Origin of the sequence: Paenibacillus sp. FSL H7-0323 (assembly GCF_038002725.1) — a bacterium.
GTDB lineage: Bacteria > Bacillota > Bacilli > Paenibacillales > Paenibacillaceae > Paenibacillus_AQ > Paenibacillus_AQ odorifer.
This window is the reverse complement of the sequence record NZ_JBBODB010000001.1, coordinates 3911502-3937263: the sequence shown is the minus strand read 5'-3', so window position 1 is coordinate 3937263 and position 25762 is coordinate 3911502. Positions and strand designations below refer to the sequence as shown.

Below are 25762 nucleotides of genomic sequence, written 5' to 3'. Positions count from 1 at the left end.
ATGTTTTAGCCTTTTACAGAACCCAGCAGGGCTCCTTTGGTGAAGTGTTTTTGTACGAAAGGATAGGCGAGCAGCATTGGAACGGTTGCGACTACGATAACCGCCATTTTGATGGTTTGAGCAGGTGGGATAATATCAACAGAAGCATTATCTCCCTGCATCCCGCTGGCGACGATAACAATTTGGCGCAGCAGGACTTGAATAGGCCACTTAGTGGAGTCTGTCATATATAAAATTGCACTCATATAAGTGTTCCAGTAAGCTACCCCGTAGAACAAGGAGAGGGTCGCGATAGATGGCATCGCCAGCGGAAGCATGATTTTGAAAAATACACCAAAATCATTAGAGCCGTCAATCTTGGCTGATTCCTCTAGCCCTTCCGGCAGCGCCTGGAAGAAGTTACGCATAATGATCAGGTTAAAAGCATTGATCGCAACAGGCATGATCATGGACCAGTAGGAATCGATTAATCCGAAATATTTAACTACCAGGAAAGTAGGGATCATTCCCCCGCTGAAGAGCATGGAGAACACGATTACGAAATTGATGAAATCTCTTCCGTATAGATATTTTCTAGATAATCCATAAGCCATTAAAGAGGTAAGAACCATACTGACAACTGTACCCACTAAGGTTACACCGATGGATACGCCAAGCCCTTTAAAGATAGTAGGCGTTGACAGTATATAACGGTAAGCATCCAAAGAGAATGTCGTCGGGAACAGGATGAAGCTTTTTTCTACTACCTCCTGTGTTGAAGCAAAGGAACTGGCAAACACATTGACAAAGGGTAAAAGACAGGCTAGGGCAATGAGTGTAAGCAGTGTGGTATTTACAATAGTAAACAGCCGGCTACCCATATTTTCTTTTTTAAAAGATGATTGCGACATGCAGATATCCTCCTTGTAATCGTTTCATTGAAACTTTAACAGGGGTCTGTTATTCCGTATATAATCATTAGCTTGGGCTTTGTTTTGGGAGGAAAAAGCGTGATAAGGCATAGATGATCTTTATGTATTGTAGTAATCACTATAAGATGCACGGGCCTGGAAAACCTTATAGCTGTAGGGTTCTTGGAGTATCAGTATCTGATGATTATATACGTAATGGACGAATGATCGTAATCTGGGAATCGTAAAGAAACGCGATCAAGGAGGCCGATCAGGTGAAAGAGGCAAACGTCACCATGCTGAACACGAAAGTTAATCCAGTAAGAAAAAAGCGAACGGGGCCTAGCTGGCTGAGTTTAAAAAGAAACAAGTTATTGTATCTGATGATACTCCCGGGATTTTTGTATTTTGTTATTTTTAAGTACCTGCCTATGGGCGGTCTTATCATTGCATTTCAGGACTATCAGCCGTTTCTGGGTATAGCGGATAGCCCGTGGGTAGGGTTTAAGCATTTCGTCCGATTGTTTACAGAACCTACCTTCTTTATGCTATTGAGTAATACACTTATCTTGTTTGCATTAAACATTGTTATTTTCTTCCCGCTACCTATTATAGTGGCGCTGATGCTTAACGAAGTTCAGCACAAGTTATTTAAGAGCACCATTCAAACGATTATTTATATCCCCCATTTCATGTCATGGGTTATCATCGTCTCCATTTCCTATGTATTTATGAATGTGGATGGAGGGGTGCTGAATGAGATGTTGGCGGCCCTTGGGATGCAGAAGATCAGCTTTTTGACTTCTCCTGAGTGGTTGCGTACCGTGTATATCGGACAGATCATTTGGAAAGAAATTGGTTGGTCAACCATTATTTATTTGGCAGCCATTACCGTAGTGGATACGCAGTTATATGAAGCAGCTGAGATGGATGGAGCGGCAAGATTGCGCAAAACATGGCATATCACCCTGCCGGCAATTCGCCCAATCATTATTACCTTGCTTATTCTGAAGATTGGCCACACGCTGGATCTGGGCTTTGAGCATATGTACTTGCTGATCAATTCCTTGAACCGCGAAGTTGGAGAAATTTTCGATACCTATATCTATACAGCTGGTTTAAAGAACGGACAATTGAGTTTCAGTACCACAGTAGGTCTGTTCAAGGGTGTGGTTGGCTTGATTCTCGTTATGCTGTCGAACAAGTTAGCCAAAAAAATCGGCGAAGATGGTGTTTACTAGGCTTCACAGTATGCTGAATTCTTACCTCTGCCTTAAGGGCAGAGGTGGAAGATACAACACAAATACATTAGTAAAAGGGGTAATGTTGATGAATCGCAATTACAAAAAAATTGCAGCCTTAATGTTGTGTAGCGGGTTAGTACTCACTGCATGCGGAGGAGGCAATAACGCGAAGGAGTCAAATTCTTCAAATGAGGGAACGAATTCAACGGCTAAAACAACTGCTGCACCTGCAGATGTGCTAGATGCTAAAGCAAAGATTAGCTGGCTGAACATTTTACAAACGTCTACAACACCAACGGGTCCTATTCTGGACAAAATTGAAGAATTGACGAATACAGAGATTGAATTCTCATGGATTCCGGATCCTTCCAAAGAAGAACGTATTAATACTTCATTAGCATCGAATTCCCTAGCAGACATCGTTACCCTGACTATTCTTGATAACTCTTCTGTACGTAATGCACTGAAGGCCGGCATGTTCTGGGAAGTAAGTCCTTATCTTGATGAGTTCCCGAATTTGGCTAAAATTTCACAGGATACACGTACATCGGCATCGATTGCAGGTAAGCTGTACGGGGTTCCTTTCCAGAAGTCCTTGGCTAGAAACGGCGTTGTTCTCCGTAAAGATTGGCTGGATAAGCTTGGACTGCAGGTTCCAAAAACAACAGATGAGTTGATGGAAGTTGCGAAAGCGTTTACCGAAAAAGACCCTGATGGTAATGGCAAAAAGGATACCACAGGCTTCATGGACCGCAGCGATCTTGTATATGGAGCATTTAAGACATTGGGCTCATACTTTGGAACACCGAACTATTGGAGTGTAGATGATGCGGGTAAAATGACACCGGAGTTCGATACAGAGGCTTATGTCAAGACCATGGATTATATGAAGACTCTTTATGATGGTGGTTATATCAATCAGGATTTCGCTGTGACGGCTAAAACAGATCAGCAGCAGAATTTTGCGCAAGGAAAGGCTGGAATTTATGTGGGTGCCTTGTTTGACAGCAAGAACCTGCTGAATCTGTCTAAAGGCATACAGGATGGTATGGATTTGGTTATGGTTAACGATATCACTTCCACCGGTAATGAAGCGGATCGCGCCATCTGGGCTGGTAATAACGGAATTGGGGGACTGTTGTCTTTCCCGAAATCCGAAGTCAAGGATGAAAATGAGTTAAGACGGATCTTGAAATTTGTTAATGATCTTATGAATGAAGATGTCTATGGCTTGATGACTTATGGTATTAAGGATGTCCACTATACAATCGATGGAGAACAAGCGGTTACGATTAAGGATACAGATCTCTGGAAGCAAGAAGTTCAGCCATTTTCGGCATCTCGTCCATTAGAGAATGGATTCATTATCCATGATGCTGATCCACTCAAAGTTGAAGCTGATAAGCTGATCGTTGAGAATGCTAAATATGCTGTACTGAATCCTGCTTACTCTCTGGAATCTGAGACCTATTCTACTCAAGGATCTGAGTTGCAGAAGATTATGACAGATGCCACTTATAAATATATCCTAGGCAAAATTGATTTGAACGGATTTAAAGCTGAGGTTGAAAAGTGGAAGAAATCCGGCGGCAGCAAAATCATTACTGAATATGAAGCAGCTTATAAAGCTGTAAATCCTTAAGACGTACTACAGACTATATTCTAAGAAAATAGTAGAGGGGTCCTAAATGGGGAGGCTGCGTTTAGGACCATATCTATTCAAACAGGAGGAAAAAATGAAAGACAACAATGCACTTAGGAGTATGGGCTGGGGTGTTCGAATGGCAGATTCGATTATGGAGCGAACGCCAAGATTATATGAGGATAACGGATATCATGGAAAATGGTCTTATGATTATGGAGTCATCTTGAAGGGTTTTGAGCTGCTGTGGAGACAGACCGGGCAGGTTAAATATTATCAATTCATCAAAGATAATATGGATTATTTTATTGAGGAAGACGGCTCTGTGAAGGGATATCGCCTGAGCGAACATAATATTGATCACTTAAATAACGGAAAGATCCTATTTGTGCTCCATAAAGAAACTGGGTTAGCGAAATATAAAATGGCTGCAGATTTATTAAGAAAGCAGATAACAACGCATCCTCGAACCTCAGAAGGTGCGTTTTGGCATAAGAATGTATATCCTTATCAGATTTGGCTGGATGGCTTGTATATGGGCTCTCCTTTCTATCTGGAGTATTTACTTGAGTATGAAGGCGGCAAGGGTTTGGACGATGTGACCCGGCAATTTATTCTGTGCGAGCGTCATACCAAGGATGCTGAGACGGGTCTCCTGTTTCACGCATGGGATGAAAAGCGGGTACAGCCGTGGTGCGATCCTGAAACGGGGTTGTCTCCGAACTTTTGGGGGCGTTCGCTGGGGTGGTATGTGATGGCGCTAGTGGATGTACTCGGCATGCTCCCTAAGGAACACGCGGATTACGAGATCGTGGCACGTATACTGACAGATACGCTGACAGCGCTTCGTCAGGTTCAGGATGCGGATGCTGGAGTCTGGTATCAGGTTGTAAATATGGGCGGCCGTAAAGGCAATTATTTGGAGGCTTCCGCCTCTAGCATGATCACCTATGCAATGGCTAAGGGCATTCGGATTGGTGTACTCGATGATAGTTGGTTCGAGACTCTTAACCGTGCTTATCAAGGCCTTATTGCTGAATTTGTGCTGGAAACCAAAAATGGCTGGGTTAACCTGAATAAAAACTGCCAGGTCGCTGGACTCGGTGGTGAGGACCGGAGAGATGGTACTTACGCCTATTATATCAGTGAACCGATCGTAACCAATGATCAGAAGGGGCTTGGCGCATTCCTCCTGGCTTGTGGAGAATATGAATATTTGCAGCGTCCCGTCGTGACGAAAGGAAGCGAGTGAAGCACATGTCTATCTACAATATAAATGACTACGGAGCACATCCTAATAGTGTAGAGCCTTCAACGGAAGCGATAGCCCGTGCCATTCATGCGGCAAGCGAGGCAGGGGGAGGAACAGTTTATGTTCCTTCCGGGCACTATCAGACGGGTGCTATCTTCATGAAAAGCAATATTGAGCTGAAGCTCAGTCCTGGAGCTGTGCTTAGCTTCAGCTCTGATCCTAACGATTATCCGGTGGTGGATTCCCGTTGGGAGGGTGTGAAGCAGAACGTCCATGCTTCATGTATTTTTGGAATAAATCTAGAGAATGTATCGGTTACAGGTGCAGGCAAGCTGGATGGAAGGGGCGCACCTTGGTGGGATAAACATCGGAATTCTCCTGATTCACTGCTGTATCCCCGCCCGAAGCTTATCAGCTTCGACAACTGCCGTAGAGTCACGCTCAGAGATCTGACACTCGTGAACTCCCCAAGCTGGACTGTGAATCCTATCTGTTGCCATGATGTTACGATTGATAATCTGTCGATCTATAATCCGGCGGATTCGCCTAATACAGACGGTATTGACCCAGAATCCTGTGTGAATGTCCGCATCAGCAACTGCAATATCGATGTGGGTGATGACTGCATCGCCATTAAAGCAGGGACGGAGGATACGAAGGAGCGGGTTGCCTGCGAGAATATCACGATAACTAACTGCACGATGATTCATGGTCATGGCGGTGTGGTGCTGGGAAGCGAAATGAGCGGAGATATCCGTAATATCGTGATCAGCAATTGCGTGTTCAAGCAGACGGACCGCGGCATTCGGCTGAAGTCCAGACGCGGGCGCGGAGGTGTTGTCGAAGATATTCGTGTCAGCAATATCGTGATGGAGGACGTGATCTGTCCGTTTATTCTTAATCTTTATTATTTCTGCGGACCACGTGGTAAGGACAAATATGTATGGGATAAGAATCCTTATCCGGTGACGGAGGAGACCCCCTGCTTCCGACGGATTCATTTTGCTAATATTACTGCTCGGAATGTTCACGCGGCTGCAGGTTTTCTTTACGGCCTTGCGGAGCAATACATTTCAGAAATTACCTTTTCCGATATTGATATTTCCATGGCAGAGAATGCAATCCCTGGTCGTCCAGCCATGATGTCAGGAATCCAGGATATGAACAACCGTGGGTTCTATCTGGGCAACGTAAGAGATATTCGCTTCCGCCAAGTGACGATCGAGAATCATGAAGGACCGGCTTTTTATATTGAAAATGGAGAAACGGTAGATATCACCGGCTGCCAATCGAGAAACACCCGTAAAGTGGAAGAATTAGTGCAGCAAGTAACCGTTATCCCGTCACAGGAAGATCTAAGTGAGCAGACAGACTGATAATTGACAGGATAGACTGCAGATTTGCTTTGGGTGAAGGGTGCGGATGTATGGAAATAGGAAGGAGTATGAAGATGATTACAGATAACATTCAGACAGGAGTTATTCACAATCCCATATTAAAAGGCTTCAATCCTGACCCTTGTATTGTAAGAGCGGGGGAGATGTACTATATTGCTGTTTCTTCTTTTGAATGGCTGCCCGGTGTGAGGGTGTATCAATCAGCGGACTTAGCAGACTGGGAGCATTGCACAGATATTCTGACTCATCAGGTGGATCTGCGGGGAAATCCGAAAAATTGCAGTATCTGGGCTCCACAGCTTAGTTATTATGACGGTTTGTTTTATCTGATTTATACCGATGTTAAGAGCACCAAACGGCCTTTTAAAGACTGTCATAACTATCTGATCACTGCGGAGGGTATTGAGGGACCTTGGTCTGAACCGGTATACCTAAACAGCAGCGGGTTCGATCCATCTCTGTACCATGATGAGGATGGGCGCAAATGGCTGCTGAATGAGCTGTGGGATTACCGGATTACGGAAGGCAATAAGTCCTGCGGGATTGTAATTCAGGAGTACGATCCAGAGCAGTGCCAATTAATAGGTGAACCTGTGAAAATCTTTGATTGCACGCCGCTGAAGAAGACGGAAGCGCCGCATATTTACAAGCGGGGAGGTTATTACTACTTAATTACGGCAGAAGGCGGCACTGGATCAGGGCATGCGGTAACCGTAGCGCGCTCCAAGGCGCTGCTTGGTCCGTATGAGGTGGATCCGCTCAATCCAATGTTGACCTCACGGGATAATCCCGAGCTGCCGCTTCAATGTGCAGGCCATGGAAGTCTGGTAGAGACACCAGAAGGTGAATGGTATATGGCCCATTTGTGTACGCGACCCCTGGAAGGCGAATACGCCATACTGGGGAGAGAGACTGCCGTTCAGCAGGTACACTGGAATGAGGAGGGCTGGTTAAGACTAACCTCAGGCGGAAATACACCACAGCTCAAGGTACCAGCACCTAAAGGAACACAGTTCCTGAACCAAGTGCGGACGCTTGAATTTGAGGATGATTTTAACGGCCCAGAATTGAAAAAGAACTGGAATACATTGCGGATTCCTAGGAATGAAAGCTGGTGTTCCCTTGCTGAAAGACCGGGCTGGTTAAGAATCAGGGCCGGGGAGTCCGTGCAGAGTCTGTTTGAGCATCATATTCTGGCTATTCGCCAGACGGATATAAGCTTCCGCGCTGAAACAGCGCTTGAATATGAACCGAATACTTATCTGCAGATGGCAGGACTACTGTTATACCTGAATGAGGATAACTATCTTTATGCGTATATCAGCCAGGAAGAAGGACGTGGCAAGGTGCTGCGGTTAATGCGCTGTCAGCGCGATGAATTCACTGCGGAGCCTGTAATGATTGAACTAAATGCAAGGGAGACAGTGCGGATCGCGGTTGAGGTGCAGGAAGTGACTGGGCAATTTGTTTATCTTAAGGGTGACGATACGGAGTGGAAGCCACTTGGCGATCCGCAGAATATCAGCTTTTTGTCGGGAGGCTTCACTGGGAACTTTGTTGGCATTGCGGCGCATGATATGCAGCAGTTCGGTGGCAGCAGTGCTGATTTCGCATATTTCCGTTATCAGGGCAAGGAATAATACACACGGCTTTACTAAGGAAGGGGTTGCTCTGAGGACAGGGCCCCCTTCTTATTCCAATAGATATTAGGAGGTCTTGTATGAAGAGAAAATGGTTATCCGGGGCGCTGGTTGCGAGTCTTCTTGCAACATGTATGCCATTTGGTGGTGTCGAGGCCGCTTCTTTGGAAGCGCTTCCTGCTTTTCCGGGCGCGGAAGGCGGCGGCAAATATGTAACCGGCGGAAGAGCTCAACCTGTGTATGAAGTAACGACGTTGGCTGATTATGGTATCAAGGAAACTCCGATCCCCGGCTCCTTCCGCGATGCGGTAAGCCAAAGTAATCGGACCATTGTTTTTCGAGTGGGGGGAACCATCCATCTGAAGGAATCCCTCAAGATTACCGGATCAAATCTGACGATTGCCGGGCAAACGGCTCCAGGTGACGGAATTACAATTGCCGACTACACAACCTCTGTTGAAGCTGACAATATTATTATGCGCTATATGCGTTTCCGGTTAGGCGACCGGGTAGCTAGTGAAGATGATGCTTTTGGATCAAGGTACCATAAGGATCTCATTATCGATCATAGCTCATTCAGCTGGTCGGTGGATGAAGTGGTCAGTCTGTATGATAACGAGAATACTACTGTGCAATGGTCGATATCCGCTGAAAGTATGCTGATGACGACACACCAGAAGGGACGTCACGGCTACGGAGGAATCTGGGGTGGCAAAAATGCCAGTTTCCTTCACAATCTGATTGCTCATAGCACCAGCCGCAACCCCCGTTTGCCGACGGTGACCAAATTGGTGGACCTGACGGAAATGTCTAATAACGTTATCTATAACTGGGGATTCGCTTCGACCTATGGTGGGGGAGCAGAAGATTATCGATATAATATCACAAACAATTATTATAAAAATGGTCCAAACACCTACACCAGTGTAAAAAATCAATTGTTTGGGGAAGTGTCACCAGAAACCCGGTTGTTTATAGATGGGAACATCATGGATGGTAATCCGAAGGTTACTGAAGACAACTGGAAGGGTGTGCAAAAGTATTCGGATATCTCTAAGCTTACGGAGCCGGCAAAGATGCCTAACCCATATACGGCAGTGTCGGCGGAAGAAGCCTACGCAAATGTAATGGCGGATGCTGGTGCCACTTTGCCAAGGCGTGATGCTTACGATGCGCGGGTCATTAATGATGTGAAGAATCGCACTGGACAGCATATTAATTCACCTATTGAAATAGGCGGTTACCCAGACTATACAGAGACAGCTTCCAATGTAATCGACATGGATCATGACGGTATGGATGACAGCTGGGAGATTGCTAATGGACTAGACCCTACCGATTCTGAGGATGGTAAGAAGACGACGTTATCTACGGAGGGCTATACGAATCTAGAAGTGTATCTGAATGATCTGATTGTTTTGGGAAAAGCAGGGAATGAGCATACAGACAATCCTGTAACCGCTATCAATTATCCTGTGAATAACCGAATCATAGAGTCAGGCAACAATGTGAAGGTTACAGCCTCTGCCAGTGATAGTGATGGTATTGCTAAGGTGGAATTTATCGTTAATGGTGTGAAGCAAGCCGAAGCTACCACAGCACCTTATAGTTTCGATTGGAACAATGTGCAGGATGGTACCTATTATCTCGTTGTTCAGGCTATAGACAATAAGGGTCTCAAGACACAATCTGATAACGTGGCTATTCATGTCAACACGTCTGGATCCGTTCTTCCTTGGACTTCGGTGGATATTGGCCATCCAGGGATAGCGGGAGTGACTACGCTTCATCCGGATAGCGGGAAGATTACGCTCAAATCGGCTGGACTTATCGGAGCAACATCAGAGAGCGAAACGGCTGTTGATAACTTTCAGTTTGCTTATCAAACCCTGACAGGCAATGGTGAAATTATTGCTAGAATCGATTCTGTAACGGGAACTGACGATTATGCCAAAGCAGGTGTCATGATTCGTGATAATCTCAATGAGAACTCTAAAATGACAATGCTGGCAATCCCTTATGTCAAATATGGCAAGAAGGGAGTTATGATTACCCGCTCCACCACAGGAGCCAAGGTGGTAAAAACAGAACCGGACAGCTTCATCAATACACCTTATTGGGTGAAGCTGGTTCGTCTTGGTAACGAAGTGACAGGCCTGGTATCGCCGGATAAAGTAACATGGAGCAAGGTAGGCACGGTGAAGCTTGACCTGAATGATACGGTTTATTTTGGTCTGGCAGCCGATGCCGCTAAGGTAGATAACGAGGTTAATCGTTATAATGCATCTGTCTTCAGTGAGGTGGAGCTGAAACCGCTTAGTGATCAGTTTCCTACTGCGCCCCGTGGTCTTACAGCGACAGCAGGTGAGGAAAAAGTGAAGCTGAACTGGGAGGATGTTGGTTCTGCCAAGTCGTATAGTGTTAAACGTAGTGAGGTTTCAGGCGGTCCATACAAGACGATCAATACTGAAATTAAAGATAGCCTATATACTGATTCCGGACTCAGCTCCGGAAAAACTTATTACTACGTGGTCAGTGCAGTGAATGAGCTTGGTGAAAGCTTTGATTCCGATGAGGCCAGCGCTACGGCTGAAGGTGAAGCAGGTAATGTGTATTATGTGGATGAAGACTTTGAACAGGTTGCTGTGGGTGTGACACCAGAGTATTATGATGTGACTCCAAATCCACAGAGTGAAATTCAAAAGGTTATTGTATCTCCCACACCGTCTGACAGTAAGGGGAATACGTCAGATCAAGTGTTGAATGTGTTCGATGGTGCGAACGGCAGCGTGCAGTTTATCCGCAAATTCGCGCCAATTACGGGTGCACTCGTTATTGACACTGACTTTATGTTTGCGACAGAATCGGGAACCTCGGTGTTCCTGCAGGCCCAGAGTACAGATGGAAGCAAAACGGCATTCTCCATTGAGAGCAGAAAGCCAACGCTTCCTGAAGCTACAGGTAAATATACGCTAACCATGAGTAGGGGAAGCAGTCAGTATCATCAACTGATGAACTCTTATTCCCTAAAACAATGGTATAACCTGAAGCTAAAGGTGGATGTGAACAACGATAAAGTGGATGTATATATCGATGATCAGCCTGCGGGCTCTTTTCCGTTCACAACCACGAATTTCGCCAGCTATGGCATTGGGCGTATTTTGTCCAAGACACCGGGCGGCGGCTCAGGAAATTATTACTTAGATAATTTAAAGATCTATGTTGAGCCGATTGAAACACCGCTTGGACTGACTGGACTTCCAGGAAACCAAGCAGCCCAGCTATCCTGGCCTGCTCTTGAAGGGGCAACTTCCTACAATATTAAGAGAAGTCTTAAGAGCGGGGGGCCTTATGAGACTATTGCCAACGCTATTACAGAGACATCATATATTGATACTGAAGTTACCAACGAAACTACCTATTATTATGTTATCTCGGCGATGGCGCCCACTGGTGAATCGGGAAATTCCAATGAAATTAGTATTACCCCATCCGCTTTGGCGGTGAAATTGCCTGCGCCAGAATCGTTCGCGGCTATAAGCCGGAATGCTCAGCTGGATCTCAGCTGGAATGCTGTGGAGAATGCAGCCAGCTACAGCATCAAGAAGTGGAATGAGACTTCAGGCAGCTATGAACTCGTGGCAAAAGAAATCGCCGGCACAACTTACCGCGTCGGAGGTCTGGCCAACGGGCAAACCTACCGTTACGTCGTATCTGCAACCAATGTGGCCGGAGAGGGAAAAGAATCAGCGCCTGTTGAAGCTACTCCGCAATCTCCTTTGGGAACGCCTGTGGTTTCCATTGAAGCTGGTGACAGTGTAGTGAAACTAAGCTGGCCAGCGATTGAGGAGGCGAACCAGTATATTGTCAAACGTGCCTCATCGGCGAAAGGTCCTTATGAAGTGCTCGGGTCTGATTTATCAGACACAAGCTTTACTGATAGTGGGCTCGTAAACGGAACACCGTATTATTACAAAGTCAAAGCAATAAATGGTACCCGTAGTAGTCTAGATTCAGCTGTTGCCTCAGCGGTTCCATACCAGAATTCCGGCCAGCCGCAGGCTCCACAAGGAGTTAGTGCTGAGCCTGGCAACACTGATATCCATCTGACTTGGAATGTAGCTGATGGAGCTAGCAGCTATCAAATTCTACGCTCGGAGAGCGGTGGCAGTTATGCGGTCGTGGCCGACGGCATCGAAGCAACCGATTATACCGATAAAGGCTTGAGCAACGGGACTGCCTATCAATATGCGGTAATCGCCATCGGTGATAAGGGTGCCAGTCTTCCATCCGAGGTGGTCAAGGGAATTCCAGCTCCTGTCATTATTGTTGCTCAGAATGGGACAGGAGATTATAAAACGATTAATGACGCTATTCAAGCAGCACCTGATAATAGTGCCCTAACCACGATTATTAAAGTGAAGAACGGCACGTATAAGGAGAAGGTGCTTGTACCTTCTAGTAAGATGAATATTAGTATCATCGGTGAGAGCCGGGAAGGTACCGTACTTATTAACGGTGACTCCGCGAAAACCATTGGCTCAGATGGTAAAGAAATGGGCACCAGCGGCAGTTATACACTAAAGGCTGCTGCAACTGATTTCACACTGGAGAACATGACGGTTGAGAACAGTGCTGGGCGGGATGCCGGTCAGGCAGTCGCTTTATATGCTGAAGGAGACCGGGGAGTGTACAGAAATGTTAAGCTTCTAGGATATCAGGATACCCTGTTCGCAGATAAGGGAAGAGCCTATTTCGTCGACAGCCATATTGAAGGTACAGTAGACTTTATCTTCGGTAATTCCGCTGCCGTATTCGAGAATAATGTGATTCAAAGTGCGGGTGCTGGCTATGTTACTGCGCCTTCCACGGCAACGGGTAAGCCTGGTTATGTGTTCATCAATAATCGACTAACTGCCAGTGAGGGCGTTGCTGCTGGAACCGTTTATTTGGGCCGGCCATGGAGAGAATATGGCAGCTCTACCTTCATTAACACGGAGCTGGGAGCTCATATTCGTGCTACTGGCTGGCATGAATGGTATGAAGGTCGTTCCAAAACTGCACGGTTCTCTGAGTTTTTAAGTTACGGAGAGGGTGCTAATGCAGCTTCACGTTACAGCTGGTCCAAACAATTAACAGCAGAAGAGGCGGCTGCCTATACGATTGAAGCAATGCTTGGTGGAAGTGATGGCTGGAATCCACAGCAATCCAAGATCTTAGTGGGACAAGAGCAGATACCTGCGGTACATGTCTCTTCAATTACTTTAGCGGGTAAAGATGGAATTAGCAGCATTGAGTCGAAGGGCAGTGCCTTGCAGCTGCAAGCCTCTGTGCTTCCAGAAAATGCGACGAATCCTAAAGTTATCTGGACGGTAACTGAAGCAGATGGGGTAACCTCAACGGATAAAGCGGTTATTGATGAGAAGGGCTTGCTGACAGCTAGAAAGAACGGTAGCGTTCAAGTAACGGCGCGAGCTCTAGATGGAAGTGGAGTATCCGGAAGCCTAGAGATTAAGATCAGCGGACAAGATGAGATTGCCCGTAATCTGCCCGCTGCAACGCTTAACGGACCCGTCAAAGTGGCGGCAGGACAGGATTTCACTTACCGTGTAGGGCTTACAAATGTTACTACCTCCGTCTACAAGGAAGTGTATGCTGTAGACTTTACCATGGCATATGACGTATCTGGTGTGGAATTCGTATCCGCTCAGACCTTGCCAGACGGATTCAGCATCACTCATATTAATGAGGACAGTCCAGGTCTAATAACAGTTAGTGTAGCTGGAACGGAGGCAGGAAATATCCTGACCGATGATGCGGAATTCTTAGAAATGATCTTCAAAGCGAAGAAGACAACCCGTGAAATCGCCGTGCCGCTTGGATTTATTTCTTTCCGGGGATCCAACACAGATGTTGAATTTGACATCCTGCATGAGGCACAGTCGGTTGTTCATGTCATGCCTATATCCGTCATGGAGATAAAAGTCTCCTCCAAAGATAATGTGAGCGAAATCAAGTCAGGGCAAACCCTGCAAATGGCAGCTGTAATCCTGCCGGACCATGCATCCGATCCAGCAGTGAGCTGGTCAGTAGTGAATGAGGATGGATCAGCTACTGAGCGAGCAACTATTACGGATACCGGCTTGCTCACTGCAATTGCAGCAGGCACGGTAACCGTGAGAGCGACAGCTAAAGATGGCTCCGGTGTTGTAGGTACGATGTCCATTGAGATTAAGGCAAAATCGCAGGTTTCAGAATCGGGCGGTACTTCATCTTCAACGACAGTCAAACCAGTGAAACAACCGGAACCAACTGTGAACGCAGATGGAGTTACTCTTTCCGTGACAGCGGATGTGAATGGTAAAGCTATTGCAGAGGTATCCTCAGCGATTCTGCAACAAGCAATTGGCTCAATGCAGAATGGAGTATTGAGAATCACAATGAAGCCATCCTCTGCCAGCTCGGTGGTTGAACTGACCTTGCCAGCTCGTGAGTTGGCTGGAGCGGGAGCAAAAGCAATTCAACTTTTAGATATAGACATGGGATTGTCTACGTTCCGAATAAATGCTGACCTGCTTCTTGCGATGGCAGGATCTGACGCCGCAAGCGTGAAGCTTGTAGTTGGCAAAGTTGACGCGAAGACACTGTCGCTTCAGACAGATGTCGGGGATATTTATGAGTTTAAGTTCTTTGTTGATGGCAAACAGTTTGACAGCTTTGGGCGTGGACTGAAGGTTGAACGGGATTACAAACCAAAGACAACTTCAGGTGTAGAACAAATAGTAGTCTACCAAATCCGTGAAGACGGGACTGTGGAGGTGGTTAGAAACTCTCAGTTTAATCTGACAACTGGCAAAATCATCTTTAGACCAGACAATTCCAGCAGATTCGCAGTAGCATATGCGGAAAATTCCTTTAAGGATATCGCTGGACTAGGCTGGGCACAAAATAGCATTCAAGCCCTCGCCGCCAGAGACATCCTGAATGGCACCGGAGATCATAACTTCGGGCCACAGCTGAATGTAACTCGGGCACAGTTCCTAAAGATGCTGATGCTTGCATTAGAGCTAGAGGAAAGTAATGCGGCAAGTACATTTAAGGATGTTTCGCTGGATGCTTGGTACTACAGCTCCGTTGCTGCTGCTCAGCAGCTAGGAATTATTCAGGGCAGATCTGATGGAACCTTCGGTGCTAATGAAACAATTAGCCGTGAGGAAATGGCGTTGATGGCTTATCGTGCAGCACAGCTCGCTAAGCTTACGGTCGTGGAAGTGGACCAGCCAGTGAATTTCAATGATGCCGCTGATGTTTCAGCCTACGCTCGTGAGGCTGTACAATTCATGAGCGGAGCAAAGATTATTCAAGGTGTAGGAAAAGATAACTTTGCACCTAAAGCCAATACAACTCGTGCTCAGGCAGCTGTTATTGTCTATCGATTGTTCCAGCTAAATCCTTAAATTTCAAGTTGACACCCTGTGTGATTTATCATATTATGATTGGAGTTGTTATAAGTAAATAAACCAAACTCTATCCAGTGGATGGAGTGGCGGAATTTTGTCAAAGATGTATTCTTTGGTTTCAATCGCCCCTTGTCATTTCGATGACAAGGGGCTTTATTATGTTAATGAGCTTGCTCAAGAGAAAGGGAAGAGGTTTACGATGAATATGAAGTTATTTAAATATGCTTTACTAGTTTTTTTAGGCGCTTGTAGTTATGGCTCACTCTCTACGATCGTCAAGCTTGGAATGAACGATGGCTTTAGAATGAAACAATTGGTAGGATCACAATACTTTTTTGGATGGTGTATGCTGCTCTTGCTGGTCTTATTATTTTCTCGAAAGAAATTAGGGTTAAAAACAGGCGGGAAATTATTAGCCGCTGGGATCACCATCAGTTTAACTGGCATATTTTATGGCTTCGCCGTTGAACAATTACCTGCTTCGATTGCGATTGTACTGTTATTCCAATTTACTTGGATCGGTGTAATTCTGGAGGCAGTTGTAGATCGAAAACTTCCTAGTCGGGAAAAAGTGATTTCGATGGTTATCCTTCTAATTGGTACAGTATTAGCGGGGGGCATCCTTGAGCCGAGTATAGGTGGAATTACGACCACTGGTGTGATTTTTGGCTTAATGTCAGCCGTGTCGTTTGCTTTCTATATTTTTGTGAGTGGACGAGTAGCTACGCAGGTGCCTGCCGTTAATAAAAGCTTGTATATGACCACTAGTGCAATGGTTATTATTATGACTGTTTTTTCGCCTTCGTTTTTATATGACGGTGCGATTACCGATGGGCTTTGGAAATACGGCCTACCTCTAGGTTTGTTGGGCATCGTAATTCCAGTTCTGTTCTTTTCGATCGGGGTTCCGAAGCTAGGTTCAGGTCTAGGCGCGATTTTAGGGGCAGCGGAGTTACCGGCAGCTGTAGTAGCCTCCGTGTTAGTTCTGCAAGAAGAGGTATCATTACTTCGCTGGATCGGGATTATCGTAGTTCTGATCGGGATCGCAGCTCCACAAATCCTACCGATGGGGACAGGGAAAAAGTCATCCAAACCATCACCGAAGCAATCACTCCGTAAGGTAGAACTTTAATCGGCAAACTGGCATCGATGGTATGATCTGATCCTGAGAGGATTAGATTATCTATCGGTGTTTTTTTTGTGAAAAAAAAGATTGGTGTTAATTTTTCTGGTATCGATAATGGATGTCTATTATATAGTGGTTCTATTCTTAACTAAATGGAGATGACCACTTATGAACACTAAAAACTATGACTATTTTAAAACGCTGCATGATCAAAAAAATCCACTGATCCTGTACAACTGCTGGGATGTAGCCTCGGCTAAAGCAATAGAGCAAGCTGGATCAAAGGCGCTAGCAACCAGCAGCTATTCCATGGCGGAAGCGTGGGGATATTCGGACGGTGAACAGCTTACATTTGAGCTTATGCTTTGGATGATATCAAAGATTGCCGAACGAGTAGCAGTTCCATTGACCGTAGACATCGAAGGTGGATATGCTATAGATGAGGATATTTTAGCGCATAACATGGAGCAGTTATTTCAATTAGATATCTGTGGTATCAATTTTGAAGATCAGATCGTAAATCATCCTAACAATGAACTATGGGAGACCAGCGAACAAAGCCGGAGGATCAAAACCATACAACAAGTAGCCTCCAAACTGCAAAAGCGCGTGTTTATTAACGCTAGAGCGGATATCTTTTTCAAGGCTAAGGAACATTCGATGGATCTAGTGAATCAAGCTATAGAACGTACCTATGCTTATGCAGACGCTGGAGCGGATGGGATTTTTATACCGGGGCTCGCTGATCCAAGCTTGATTGAACAATTTGTTGAAAAATCGCCACTGCCTGTGAATATTATGGTTATGGACGGTATGCTTTCAAATCATGAATTGCAAAATATTGGCGTGAAACGGATTAGCTATGGACCGCGTAGTTTCTTTCAGGCACAACATAACCTCCAAGAAAATGCCCGGCAAATGCTTGATGCCTCAGGACTTTATTTAGAAATGAGCTAACCACACTATGATAACTAATGAGCAGGATATCGATAAATATTATAAGATGCTGGTCGAGAAAAACTCGAATTATGAGGGCGTATTTTTTGTAGGAGTGAAAACAACGGGCATCATGTGTAGGCCAACTTGTCCCGCTAAAAAGCCATTAAAAGAAAATTGTGAGTTTTTTGCTACAGCCAAGGAAGCCTTATTAGCTTCATATAGACCTTGTAAAAGGTGTCAGCCGCTATCCAATCCAACAAAAATGTCTCCTGAAGTAAAGCTGCTTGTAGAAGCTATTGAGAGCAACCCGGAACGAAAATGGACAGATAAAGATTTTGATGAGCTGTCTATTAGTGCAAACACGGCACGCCGCCAATTTAAGAAACAATTTGGAATGACCTTTATCGAATATGCACGTTCTAGACGTTTAGGACTGGCATTCAAACATATTAGGAATGGGGATTCAATCATTAACGCACAACTGGAAAGCGGGTACGATTCGAGCAATGGGTTTAGGGATGCTTTTTCACGAACGATGGGGACTGTCCCAAATCATTCCAAGCAGATTAAAGTGCTGTACTGTACTTGGATAGAAACGATATTGGGTTCTATGCTGGCCATCTCCGATGAAGAGAGTCTTTTACTGCTGGAATTTGTGGATCGCAAGGGACTTGAAAATGAAATCAAGAGATTACGCATTCGCTTAAATGCAACTATATTACCTGAAAAGGTAGCCGTCCTTCACCAAATTGAGGAGGAATTGAAGCTGTATTTCACCGGTGAACTTACGGAATTTACAACGCCGGTTCGTTATCTGGGCTCAGACTTTCAGCAAAAGGTGTGGAATGAACTCCGGAAAATACCTCTGGGACAGACAGCTTCTTATAAGGAGCTTGCAGAGAAAATCAACAATCCTTCTGCTTGCCGCGCTGTAGCAAGGGCGAATGGCACCAATCAACTCTCAATCTTGGTTCCATGTCATCGAGTGATAAATAGCAATGGTGAATTGGGGGGCTATGGAGGCGGGCTTGCCAGAAAAGAATGGTTAATCAAACATGAGTCTAACCGCTCCTTAAAGCAGAATAATTTCATTTAACTACTTCTCTCTATTACGGAGAAAGTGATGTGTCCCCTTACTTCAAGGCAGGAGATTCATCACTTTCTGTACTTAAATATTGAACTAACATGTCCACAAATCGGTTAGCAATTTGAATATCCTGAAGTTCGTTGTTGAAATCGTCTTTGGAAATCAGGCTCATTTTCTGCAATAAACCCATCATAGACGTGAAGATGAAATGAGCAGTGGATAAGGGTTCTGTATCAAATTTTAATGATCCATCTTTAACTCCGGCCTCCAGAGCATCCATTAAGAAATGTCGTTCTTTACCCCGCATCACAAAATTTCTGTAATTTTCTTTGAGTTCTTTACTGTAATCATAGGCTTCAAAATGCAAATCGAATAGAAGAATGAATTTGATGTAACCTGGGTGTTGCCGGGCATAATCAATCCAAGCATTAAGCATCGAAGCAAGCATTTGCTTACCATTCATTTCAATTGAAGAAGGTGCGCTTCTAACAAATTGCGTCATGCTCTCCAGGATTTCCATCTGGACCTCAAAAATCAGTTCGTTCATGGACTGGAAATGCTTATAAAAGGTAACCCGGCTTACACCAGCCACGTCGCAGACATCCTTAATATTAACTTTGAGAAAGCTTTGCTTCATAAAAAGATCCTTCGCCGCAGCAATCAATTCTTCCCGGTTTCTGTTTTTTAAATTCTGGTGCCAGTTCTCAGTCATGGGTTACACTCCTTTCTTGTTCTTTTTTTGGTTTTTGTAAGGTGATGAAAAAGGCAGATGCCAGGATAATTGCCCCAAAAATATAGGGGATATTCATGTGTTTGTCAAACATCAATCCCGCTAAAATGGGTCCAAGTATGTTTCCAATGCTGGTATACGTTGTATTTAATCCGGCAGCATATCCTTGCCGATCACCAGCTGAGTTGGCAATCAATGTACTTACTGTGGGTCGTAAAAAAGCATTAAAAGCAAAAAATAAACCGGATACAACTAATAAATAACCTAAATTGATTTTGAATATCATCAACAATAAGGTTATAGCGGTCATCACCAATGATATACGTATAAGCTTTATCTCGCCAAGTCTCTTAATCAGATGATCAAGCAGCCAGATCTGTACAACAATGCCTATAACAGCACCAACCGTAATAATGATTGAGATTTTCGTTGCATCAAAACCGTATTTTTGTTCCACAAAAAGGGCGTACACCGTTTCATAATTCATCAGACCAAATGTCATGATCAGAATGAGCAAAAGATAGCGGAAATAGGACGTCCGGAATGAATTTACGATTTGATTACGAATGGATTCCCGAGGGGCCTGTTTGTTAACAGATTTCCGTTTTTCCTTTGGGAGTGTCTCTGGCATATAAAAACAAAGTATCGTAGCGATAAGCCCAAGTCCACCCGCAAAAAAATAAGGCATGCGTATGCCAAACCCAGCGATAATGCCGCCTAACCCTGGACCAAGCACCATACCCAAATTCATGGAAGCCCCCAAGTACCCCATACCTTTAGCGCGGGTTTCATGGGTAGTGATATCAGCGACGTAGGCCATATTGGAAGGAACCATGATTCCAATACCTATACCCCCAATAAATCTAGCGACATAGAGTAGGGGCAATGTCGTAGAGACAGCAAATATCAGATCTGAAAGTACGGTTAAAAACATTCCGGAAATGATCATTGATTTTCTTCCCCATTTATCCGAAAGCTGTCCCCCTATAGGTGAAAAAATAAACTGTGCTGCTCCAAAAGCTGCAATAAGATATCCGGCAGCAGCTCCTGACGCATTAAACAGCTTCAGATACTCAGGTAGAATGGGAATAACCATACCTTGCCCTAATAAAGCGATAAATAGATTCAACATCAGAATGAAAAGTGGAAATCTAGCAGACTTAGATAAGCTGCTCATATCTTAGCCCTCCCATATGGTTTACACTATGTAATTCTTTACTCGATGTAAACCATGATAATGGAATGATGGGCCCTTGTAAAGGTGTATCTGAAATTTAGGATACGTCGTTTTTTGTACGTTTTTTCAAGTAAAAAAAGTACTGTTTTAAACAAAAGAAGGAAAATTTATGAATTCACATCATTATCCAAGTATGATAGCATGATCTATATATTTTGGTGTAAAGCGCGGGCTTATCTTAATAAGATTGGAGCGAACATCATGCTTAAGGTTCTGATCGTGGACGATGAACCCTGGGTTCTTGAGGGGCTAAGGACGATGATCGACTGGGAAAAATTCGGTTATGAAGTTTGTGGTGAAGCTCAAAACGGCACGGATGCGATGAGGCTTATCCAGGAGAATAAACCGGAACTGGTTCTTACGGATATTAATATGCCTGTAATTAACGGACTTGAGCTTATTACAAAGTTGAATGAGGTCATGGAGAAACCTCCTAAATTTGTGATTCTGTCTGGATATGATGACTTCAAGTATGCACGTACGGCATTGCGCCAGCGGGTAAATGAATATTTATTAAAACCCATTGATGATGAAGAAATAGAGGCTTTATTAAGCAGGATCACTCCAATAATCCAAAATGAAATCGCTTCCAATGAGGAGTTTGATAAAAAGCAATTTTTTATCGTAAATAATATCATCAACCGCCTGATCCAAGGGGAGTATAACGAAAATTTAGAGCTTCTAACCCGAAACACCTTGAAGCTTCAAGCGGATGCAGAGTTAATGTGTATTCTTATCGAACCGGCCTCCTCTATGAATCCATTCCAACCGCAGATAAGTGATTATTTTTCCGAGGAACACTTCTGCTTCTTTCAAGACGGATCGGGAAGAGCGGGGATCATTCTTCAGTCTGTTTCTATCGGCAATGAGAGCCTGGAGACTATCGTCAACCAGATGCATTCAGATCTTACTGAACAATCACAGGAGCTGGTCTTTCTAGCACTTAGCAGCAGAATGGTCGGGGTGAGCTCGATTCGAGAGATTTATAGGCAGGCACTTGAGGTATGGAAACGAAAAACGCATCAGCAGAAAAGAGGGGTCTTTTATTATAGTGAGCTTAGGAACCTGAAAAAGGAAGAACCTCATGAGGACCATTTCAGACAGCTGCTGCATAAGGTCCAAACGAATGATACGGAACAGATCCAGCCTTGTGTAAAAGAAGCGTTCACTGCTTTCGTTGAGAATCTGTTGACCCTTGAAGTTGTAAAAGCAAAAGTGGCCCATTTAGAGCTTACGATCTGTAGAATTATAGCTCAAATGAATGGAGACCCGGATACGATTATGATTAAGCTTCAGCAAGAATACGGAAATCTAGGTGAGCTTAGTGATTATTTTATATTAAGCCGTTATGTACAAAGTCTGTGTGAACGGGCTGCCGTCTATCTGTCTGAACTAGAGCAGCAGAATGAACAAAATACGATTTACAAGGTTATTCAGTATGTGGATCGGGAATTTCGGAATAAATTAAAGCTTCAGGATTTGGCACAACAATTTCATATTAATTCTACCTATTTGGGACAACTGTTCAGAAAGCAAACGGGTCAGGGTTTTAGTGAATACCTAAATGCCAAACGGATTGAAGAGGCAAAAAGTCTGCTGAAACGAACACAGCTAAAGATATCGGATATAGCGGTGCAGGTGGGATTCTCTAACACTGATTATTTTATAGATAAATTTAAGCTGCTTGTAGGGGTAGTACCATCCGTGTATAAAAATGAGAATAAGAACCAACAGCTCTAGGGGAAGCAAGGTGTTTCATATGGAGAGAAAAAAATTCAGATTTAGAAAAGTAGTGAATGATATTCCCTTGAATTATAAATTTTCCCTTATTTATATCATAGGTGTTCTTCTCCCTATCATTATTATTAACCTTGTTTTTTTGGATCGGATTTCCGATCTGATCAAATCCAGAGAGCAGCAGAATCTGGAGATATCCTTAGAAAGAGCCCGAAAGGATATTCATGATTTCATTGAAGGTGGGGTAGCTGTCAGCTATACGCTTTCTGCTGATAAGAACCTGTATGAATTACTTGAGCGGACGTATGGAAACTCTATTGAATTCTATGACACTTTTGATGAACAGCTAAGAGGCCGCATGAACAGCTATATGCCGGTGAACAATCAGATTGAACGGATTACTGTATTCACGAACAATGATTCCATTGTTTCTGGCAGCAACTATCAGGTCATCAATGAAAAGGTAATGAACAGTGAATGGTATAAGCAGTCGAAGGCTGCGAATAAACATCTGTTTCTTGCCGCTTATCATATGAGTGATATCTCTAGTGTGATTTCTACAGCGCCTTATTTGAGTGTTATTGAGCGAATGGACGCTTACAGCTCATACAATAAATTTGAAAAGCTGCTTAGAATTGATTTGGATCTCAGTAAAATATATGACGTGATTATCAGAGAAAAAGATTACTTGAGTCTTTATCTGGTTAACGAGCAGGACGAGATTATTATGTCTGCACAAAGCGGGTATCAAAGAGGCACCACGGAACCTTATCCCGTGTTCAAGCTGCAGGATGATGAGCGCAAGGAGGATGTGCATATTGTACCCGTCGGCGGAGCTAGTTATATAAAAGGCTGGCGGATAATAGGAATTACACAAGGTGAGCGTATTACCCAAGCGATAATGGAGATTCGGATTTATGCAGGGATTCTGGCGTCTATTGTCACGCTAATCACAACCGCTTTTTTATATGTGATGTTAAGATCCTATAATTATCGGGTGAAACGGTTATCCAGACATATGCAGAAAGTATCCAATGAGAAATTTGAGCTGATTCGGATTGATGAAGGCCAGGATGAGATCGGGGGCCTGATCCGTAATTTTAACAGGATGACCACTACCATTAATTCCTTGATCAATGATGTATATAAACTGGAGATTCAAAAAAATAATCTGGAGATGGAAAGAGTAAGGGCTGAGCTGAATTTCCTGCAAAGCCAGATGAATCCGCATTTTCTGTTTAATACGTTAAATGCCATTTTGGTGGTCTGTACTAAAAATAATTACTCAGATGTTACGGATATCATTAAGAGTTTATCGAAATTACTTAGACGGCTGCTGAGCTGGAAAGAGGATCTCGTTACCTTGGAAGAAGAAATGACCTTCATTGAGATGTATTTGAAAATTGAAAAATTCCGGTTCAGGGATAAATTCGACTATCAATTTGAGATCGATGAGCAGTCGCTTCAATATAAGATTCCCAAGCTAAGCATGCAGCCGCTCGTTGAGAATTCCTGCAAACATGGTCTACAGGCCATAGAGGGACTAGGTGTGATAAAAGTGAAGACGTTAGTGGAGGAGGGACGATTAAAAGTTACCGTCTCTGATAACGGTAAAGGGATAGAGCCAGAGAAGCTGCAAGAATTATTAGGTAATGTTCAAAATGAAGCGTCATCAGGAACGAACATCGGAATCCGCAATGTGTACCGCCGATTAGAATTGTACTATGAAGATCAGGTCCGTTTTGATATCAGCAGCGTTCCGGATGAAGGGACCATTGTCACTTTTGACATTCCACTAAAACTCCTGGAACGGAAGAATAGCTAGAAAGTGAGGGACCTCCTATGAAATACAAAGTATTATTGATCGATGATGAGCCTAGTGCGCTTGAAGCGATGCAACTGTGGATTAATTGGCAGGAGCTTGGCTTTGAGGTATGTGGAACCTCCAGCAATGGCAAAGAGGGGCTGGAGCTAATGAAACAGCTAGAGCCAGATCTTGTAATTACGGATGTTAATATGCCGCTAATGAATGGGCTGGAGATGGTCGCAGCTTGGCAACAAGCTGAGATTAAGGAGATCAAATTTGCCATACTAAGTGGTTATAGTGAGTTTGAATATGCCAAGACAGCTATACACTATGGAATTAATCATTATCTGATGAAGCCAGTGTTTCCCGAAGAGGCGGCAGAAGAATTGCTGGAGATATATCAGGAGCTGGAGCAGGAAGCTCAGAAGCGCAGTTTAAATCAAATAGCCTCCGCGGAGGAGGCTGTTTCTCTCCTGAAAGGAATGCTGCATGAGAAAGCTGAGCAGTCGAATCAGGAGGTACTTAACCGACTATCGAAAGGTAAAAGCCATTGGAATATTTGTTTGATACAGACAGAGCCGGTTTTATATACGGAGATCAGAGAGCAAGCCTCAGTCCTCCTAACCGATAAAGATTCTATGTTTCTGATGGATCTGGAGAGTCATTGTTTTGGAATCGTATATGGATACAATTCATTGTCCACTGAGGGAGCTGTGATCGATCAGATTGCAACTCCTTTGCTGAATGAACACCCCAAACAAGCTTTATATATTGCAACAGGTGCTGGTGTAGGCTCCTTGCTTCAGATCGGGAACAGTTTCCGAATGGCGAAAGAAGCATTAATGTATTATTTTTATTATTCTGAAAATGTAGAGATCCTGACTTATCAGGAGATTAAGGATAGTCCCTTTAGTTATCATTATGATCAAATTCAACTGATGGATGACTTGATAAGACCGATTAACACCCTGGACTCCGCAGGCTTTAGCCAAGCTGTGAACTCGGCAGCCCGCAGTTTCCGGGAACAGCGCATCGCTCCAGAGGTTGTGAAGAAAATTGTTATTCATATGATGTATAAGATTATTGAGTTTACCTCGGAAGCCAGTGAAGTTCATGAGTCCTCCTTATCTAATCAAATTAGAATCCCCGCGATGTTAGACTCAATGATCACCTTGACGGACTTAATGCGTAATTTGCTATTCTGCGGCGAGGCCAGTATCGATATCCTTCTTAAGGAACAAAACCTAAGATCACAGGGGATTGTTCAGGAGATTAACAATTATATTGAAGAGCATTTTCGCGAATGTCTTACCATTAAGAGACTATCAGAGGTGTTTTTCCTGCACCCGGTATATCTGGGCCAATTATTGATCAAGAAGAACGGTATTAATTTCAATGAACAGCTGCATAACCTCCGAATAAAAGAGGCAGTACATTTACTTCAACAAAATAAGTTAAAAAATAGTGAAATCGCTGAGAAAGTGGGTTATGGCAATTATAGCCAGTTCCTCAAGCAATTTGAAAAAAAGCTGCATATGAGCCCTAACGAATTTAAAAACACTAATACCTAAACT

Annotated in this window: 15 protein-coding genes; 12 read left to right on the top strand and 3 right to left on the bottom strand. The window is 44.0% G+C overall.

Annotation, left to right across the window (positions count from 1 at the left end; translation table 11 throughout):
* Nucleotides 1–5 precede the first annotated feature (5 nt).
* Nucleotides 6–890 (bottom strand): carbohydrate ABC transporter permease, encoded by an 885-nt coding sequence (locus MHH89_RS17780; RefSeq protein WP_076130456.1) that lies wholly within the window; start codon nt 888–890, stop codon nt 6–8.
* A gap of 383 nt (nt 891–1273) precedes the next feature.
* On the opposite strand from MHH89_RS17780, the gene MHH89_RS17775 reads away from it, so the two are divergent.
* From MHH89_RS17775 to MHH89_RS17735, 9 genes are all read left to right on the top strand, one after another.
* Nucleotides 1274–2131, top strand: a complete 858-nt coding sequence (locus MHH89_RS17775) for an ABC transporter permease (protein WP_370511181.1) — start codon at nt 1274–1276, stop codon at nt 2129–2131.
* Nucleotides 2132–2219: 88 nt separating this feature from the next.
* Complete coding sequence (locus tag MHH89_RS17770; protein WP_340033662.1) at nt 2220–3776, top strand: extracellular solute-binding protein; 1557 nt, start codon at nt 2220–2222, stop codon at nt 3774–3776.
* Nucleotides 3777–3870: 94 nt separating this feature from the next.
* Nucleotides 3871–5028, top strand: coding sequence for a glycoside hydrolase family 88/105 protein (locus MHH89_RS17765; protein WP_341087743.1), 1158 nt, complete (start codon nt 3871–3873; stop codon nt 5026–5028).
* 5 nt (nt 5029–5033) lie between these two features.
* Nucleotides 5034–6404 (top strand): glycoside hydrolase family 28 protein, encoded by a 1371-nt coding sequence (locus tag MHH89_RS17760; RefSeq protein ID WP_341087741.1) that lies wholly within the window; start codon nt 5034–5036, stop codon nt 6402–6404.
* Between the two features lie 74 nt (nt 6405–6478).
* Nucleotides 6479–8065, top strand: a complete 1587-nt coding sequence (locus MHH89_RS17755) for a glycoside hydrolase family 43 protein (RefSeq protein ID WP_341087738.1) — start codon at nt 6479–6481, stop codon at nt 8063–8065.
* Nucleotides 8066–8145: 80 nt separating this feature from the next.
* On the top strand, nt 8146–15522 hold the full coding sequence (locus MHH89_RS17750) for a pectinesterase family protein (protein ID WP_341087737.1): 7377 nt from the start codon (nt 8146–8148) through the stop codon (nt 15520–15522).
* Nucleotides 15523–15730: 208 nt separating this feature from the next.
* Nucleotides 15731–16657: an EamA family transporter gene (locus MHH89_RS17745; protein WP_076130480.1), complete on the top strand. Its 927-nt coding sequence runs from the start codon at nt 15731–15733 to the stop codon at nt 16655–16657.
* Between the two features lie 162 nt (nt 16658–16819).
* Nucleotides 16820–17608, top strand: coding sequence for an isocitrate lyase/PEP mutase family protein (locus tag MHH89_RS17740; protein WP_340033657.1), 789 nt, complete (start codon nt 16820–16822; stop codon nt 17606–17608).
* 7 nt (nt 17609–17615) lie between these two features.
* Complete coding sequence (locus tag MHH89_RS17735) at nt 17616–18686, top strand: bifunctional transcriptional activator/DNA repair enzyme AdaA (RefSeq protein WP_076280132.1); 1071 nt, start codon at nt 17616–17618, stop codon at nt 18684–18686.
* Between the two features lie 37 nt (nt 18687–18723).
* Here the strand turns inward: MHH89_RS17735 and MHH89_RS17730 are convergent, their stop codons facing one another.
* Together MHH89_RS17730 and MHH89_RS17725 are read right to left on the bottom strand one after the other, a co-directional pair.
* Entirely contained in the window at nt 18724–19389 is a 666-nt protein-coding gene (locus MHH89_RS17730; protein WP_076194117.1) for a TetR/AcrR family transcriptional regulator, read from the bottom strand.
* Complete coding sequence (locus MHH89_RS17725) at nt 19382–20584, bottom strand: MFS transporter (RefSeq protein ID WP_312148441.1); 1203 nt, start codon at nt 20582–20584, stop codon at nt 19382–19384. Before MHH89_RS17725 ends, MHH89_RS17730 begins: the two co-directional genes overlap by 8 nt.
* Nucleotides 20585–20845: 261 nt before the next feature.
* On the opposite strand from MHH89_RS17725, the gene MHH89_RS17720 reads away from it, so the two are divergent.
* The 3 genes from MHH89_RS17720 to MHH89_RS17710 are packed head-to-tail and all read left to right on the top strand — an operon-like array spanning nt 20846 to nt 25759.
* Nucleotides 20846–22384, top strand: a complete 1539-nt coding sequence (locus tag MHH89_RS17720) for a response regulator (protein WP_341087734.1) — start codon at nt 20846–20848, stop codon at nt 22382–22384.
* A gap of 19 nt (nt 22385–22403) precedes the next feature.
* Nucleotides 22404–24206 (top strand): sensor histidine kinase, encoded by a 1803-nt coding sequence (locus MHH89_RS17715; protein WP_076130481.1) that lies wholly within the window; start codon nt 22404–22406, stop codon nt 24204–24206.
* Nucleotides 24207–24223: 17 nt separating this feature from the next.
* Entirely contained in the window at nt 24224–25759 is a 1536-nt protein-coding gene (locus MHH89_RS17710; RefSeq protein WP_340033655.1) for a response regulator transcription factor, read from the top strand.
* Nucleotides 25760–25762: the final 3 nt, after the last annotated feature.

What these genes read in the sequence shown, in the direction of transcription:
- MHH89_RS17780 (WP_076130456.1), bottom strand. Translation starts at nt 890, where the DNA reads ATGTCGCAATCATCTTTTAAAAAAGAAAATATGGGTAGCCGGCTGTTT.
- MHH89_RS17775 (WP_370511181.1), top strand. Translation starts at nt 1,274, where the DNA reads ATGATACTCCCGGGATTTTTGTATTTTGTTATTTTTAAGTACCTGCCT.
- MHH89_RS17770 (WP_340033662.1), top strand. Translation starts at nt 2,220, where the DNA reads ATGAATCGCAATTACAAAAAAATTGCAGCCTTAATGTTGTGTAGCGGG.
- MHH89_RS17765 (WP_341087743.1), top strand. Translation starts at nt 3,871, where the DNA reads ATGAAAGACAACAATGCACTTAGGAGTATGGGCTGGGGTGTTCGAATG.
- MHH89_RS17760 (WP_341087741.1), top strand. Translation starts at nt 5,034, where the DNA reads ATGTCTATCTACAATATAAATGACTACGGAGCACATCCTAATAGTGTA.
- MHH89_RS17755 (WP_341087738.1), top strand. Translation starts at nt 6,479, where the DNA reads ATGATTACAGATAACATTCAGACAGGAGTTATTCACAATCCCATATTA.
- MHH89_RS17750 (WP_341087737.1), top strand. Translation starts at nt 8,146, where the DNA reads ATGAAGAGAAAATGGTTATCCGGGGCGCTGGTTGCGAGTCTTCTTGCA.
- MHH89_RS17745 (WP_076130480.1), top strand. Translation starts at nt 15,731, where the DNA reads ATGAAGTTATTTAAATATGCTTTACTAGTTTTTTTAGGCGCTTGTAGT.
- MHH89_RS17740 (WP_340033657.1), top strand. Translation starts at nt 16,820, where the DNA reads ATGAACACTAAAAACTATGACTATTTTAAAACGCTGCATGATCAAAAA.
- MHH89_RS17735 (WP_076280132.1), top strand. Translation starts at nt 17,616, where the DNA reads ATGATAACTAATGAGCAGGATATCGATAAATATTATAAGATGCTGGTC.
- MHH89_RS17730 (WP_076194117.1), bottom strand. Translation starts at nt 19,389, where the DNA reads ATGACTGAGAACTGGCACCAGAATTTAAAAAACAGAAACCGGGAAGAA.
- MHH89_RS17725 (WP_312148441.1), bottom strand. Translation starts at nt 20,584, where the DNA reads ATGAGCAGCTTATCTAAGTCTGCTAGATTTCCACTTTTCATTCTGATG.
- MHH89_RS17720 (WP_341087734.1), top strand. Translation starts at nt 20,846, where the DNA reads ATGCTTAAGGTTCTGATCGTGGACGATGAACCCTGGGTTCTTGAGGGG.
- MHH89_RS17715 (WP_076130481.1), top strand. Translation starts at nt 22,404, where the DNA reads ATGGAGAGAAAAAAATTCAGATTTAGAAAAGTAGTGAATGATATTCCC.
- MHH89_RS17710 (WP_340033655.1), top strand. Translation starts at nt 24,224, where the DNA reads ATGAAATACAAAGTATTATTGATCGATGATGAGCCTAGTGCGCTTGAA.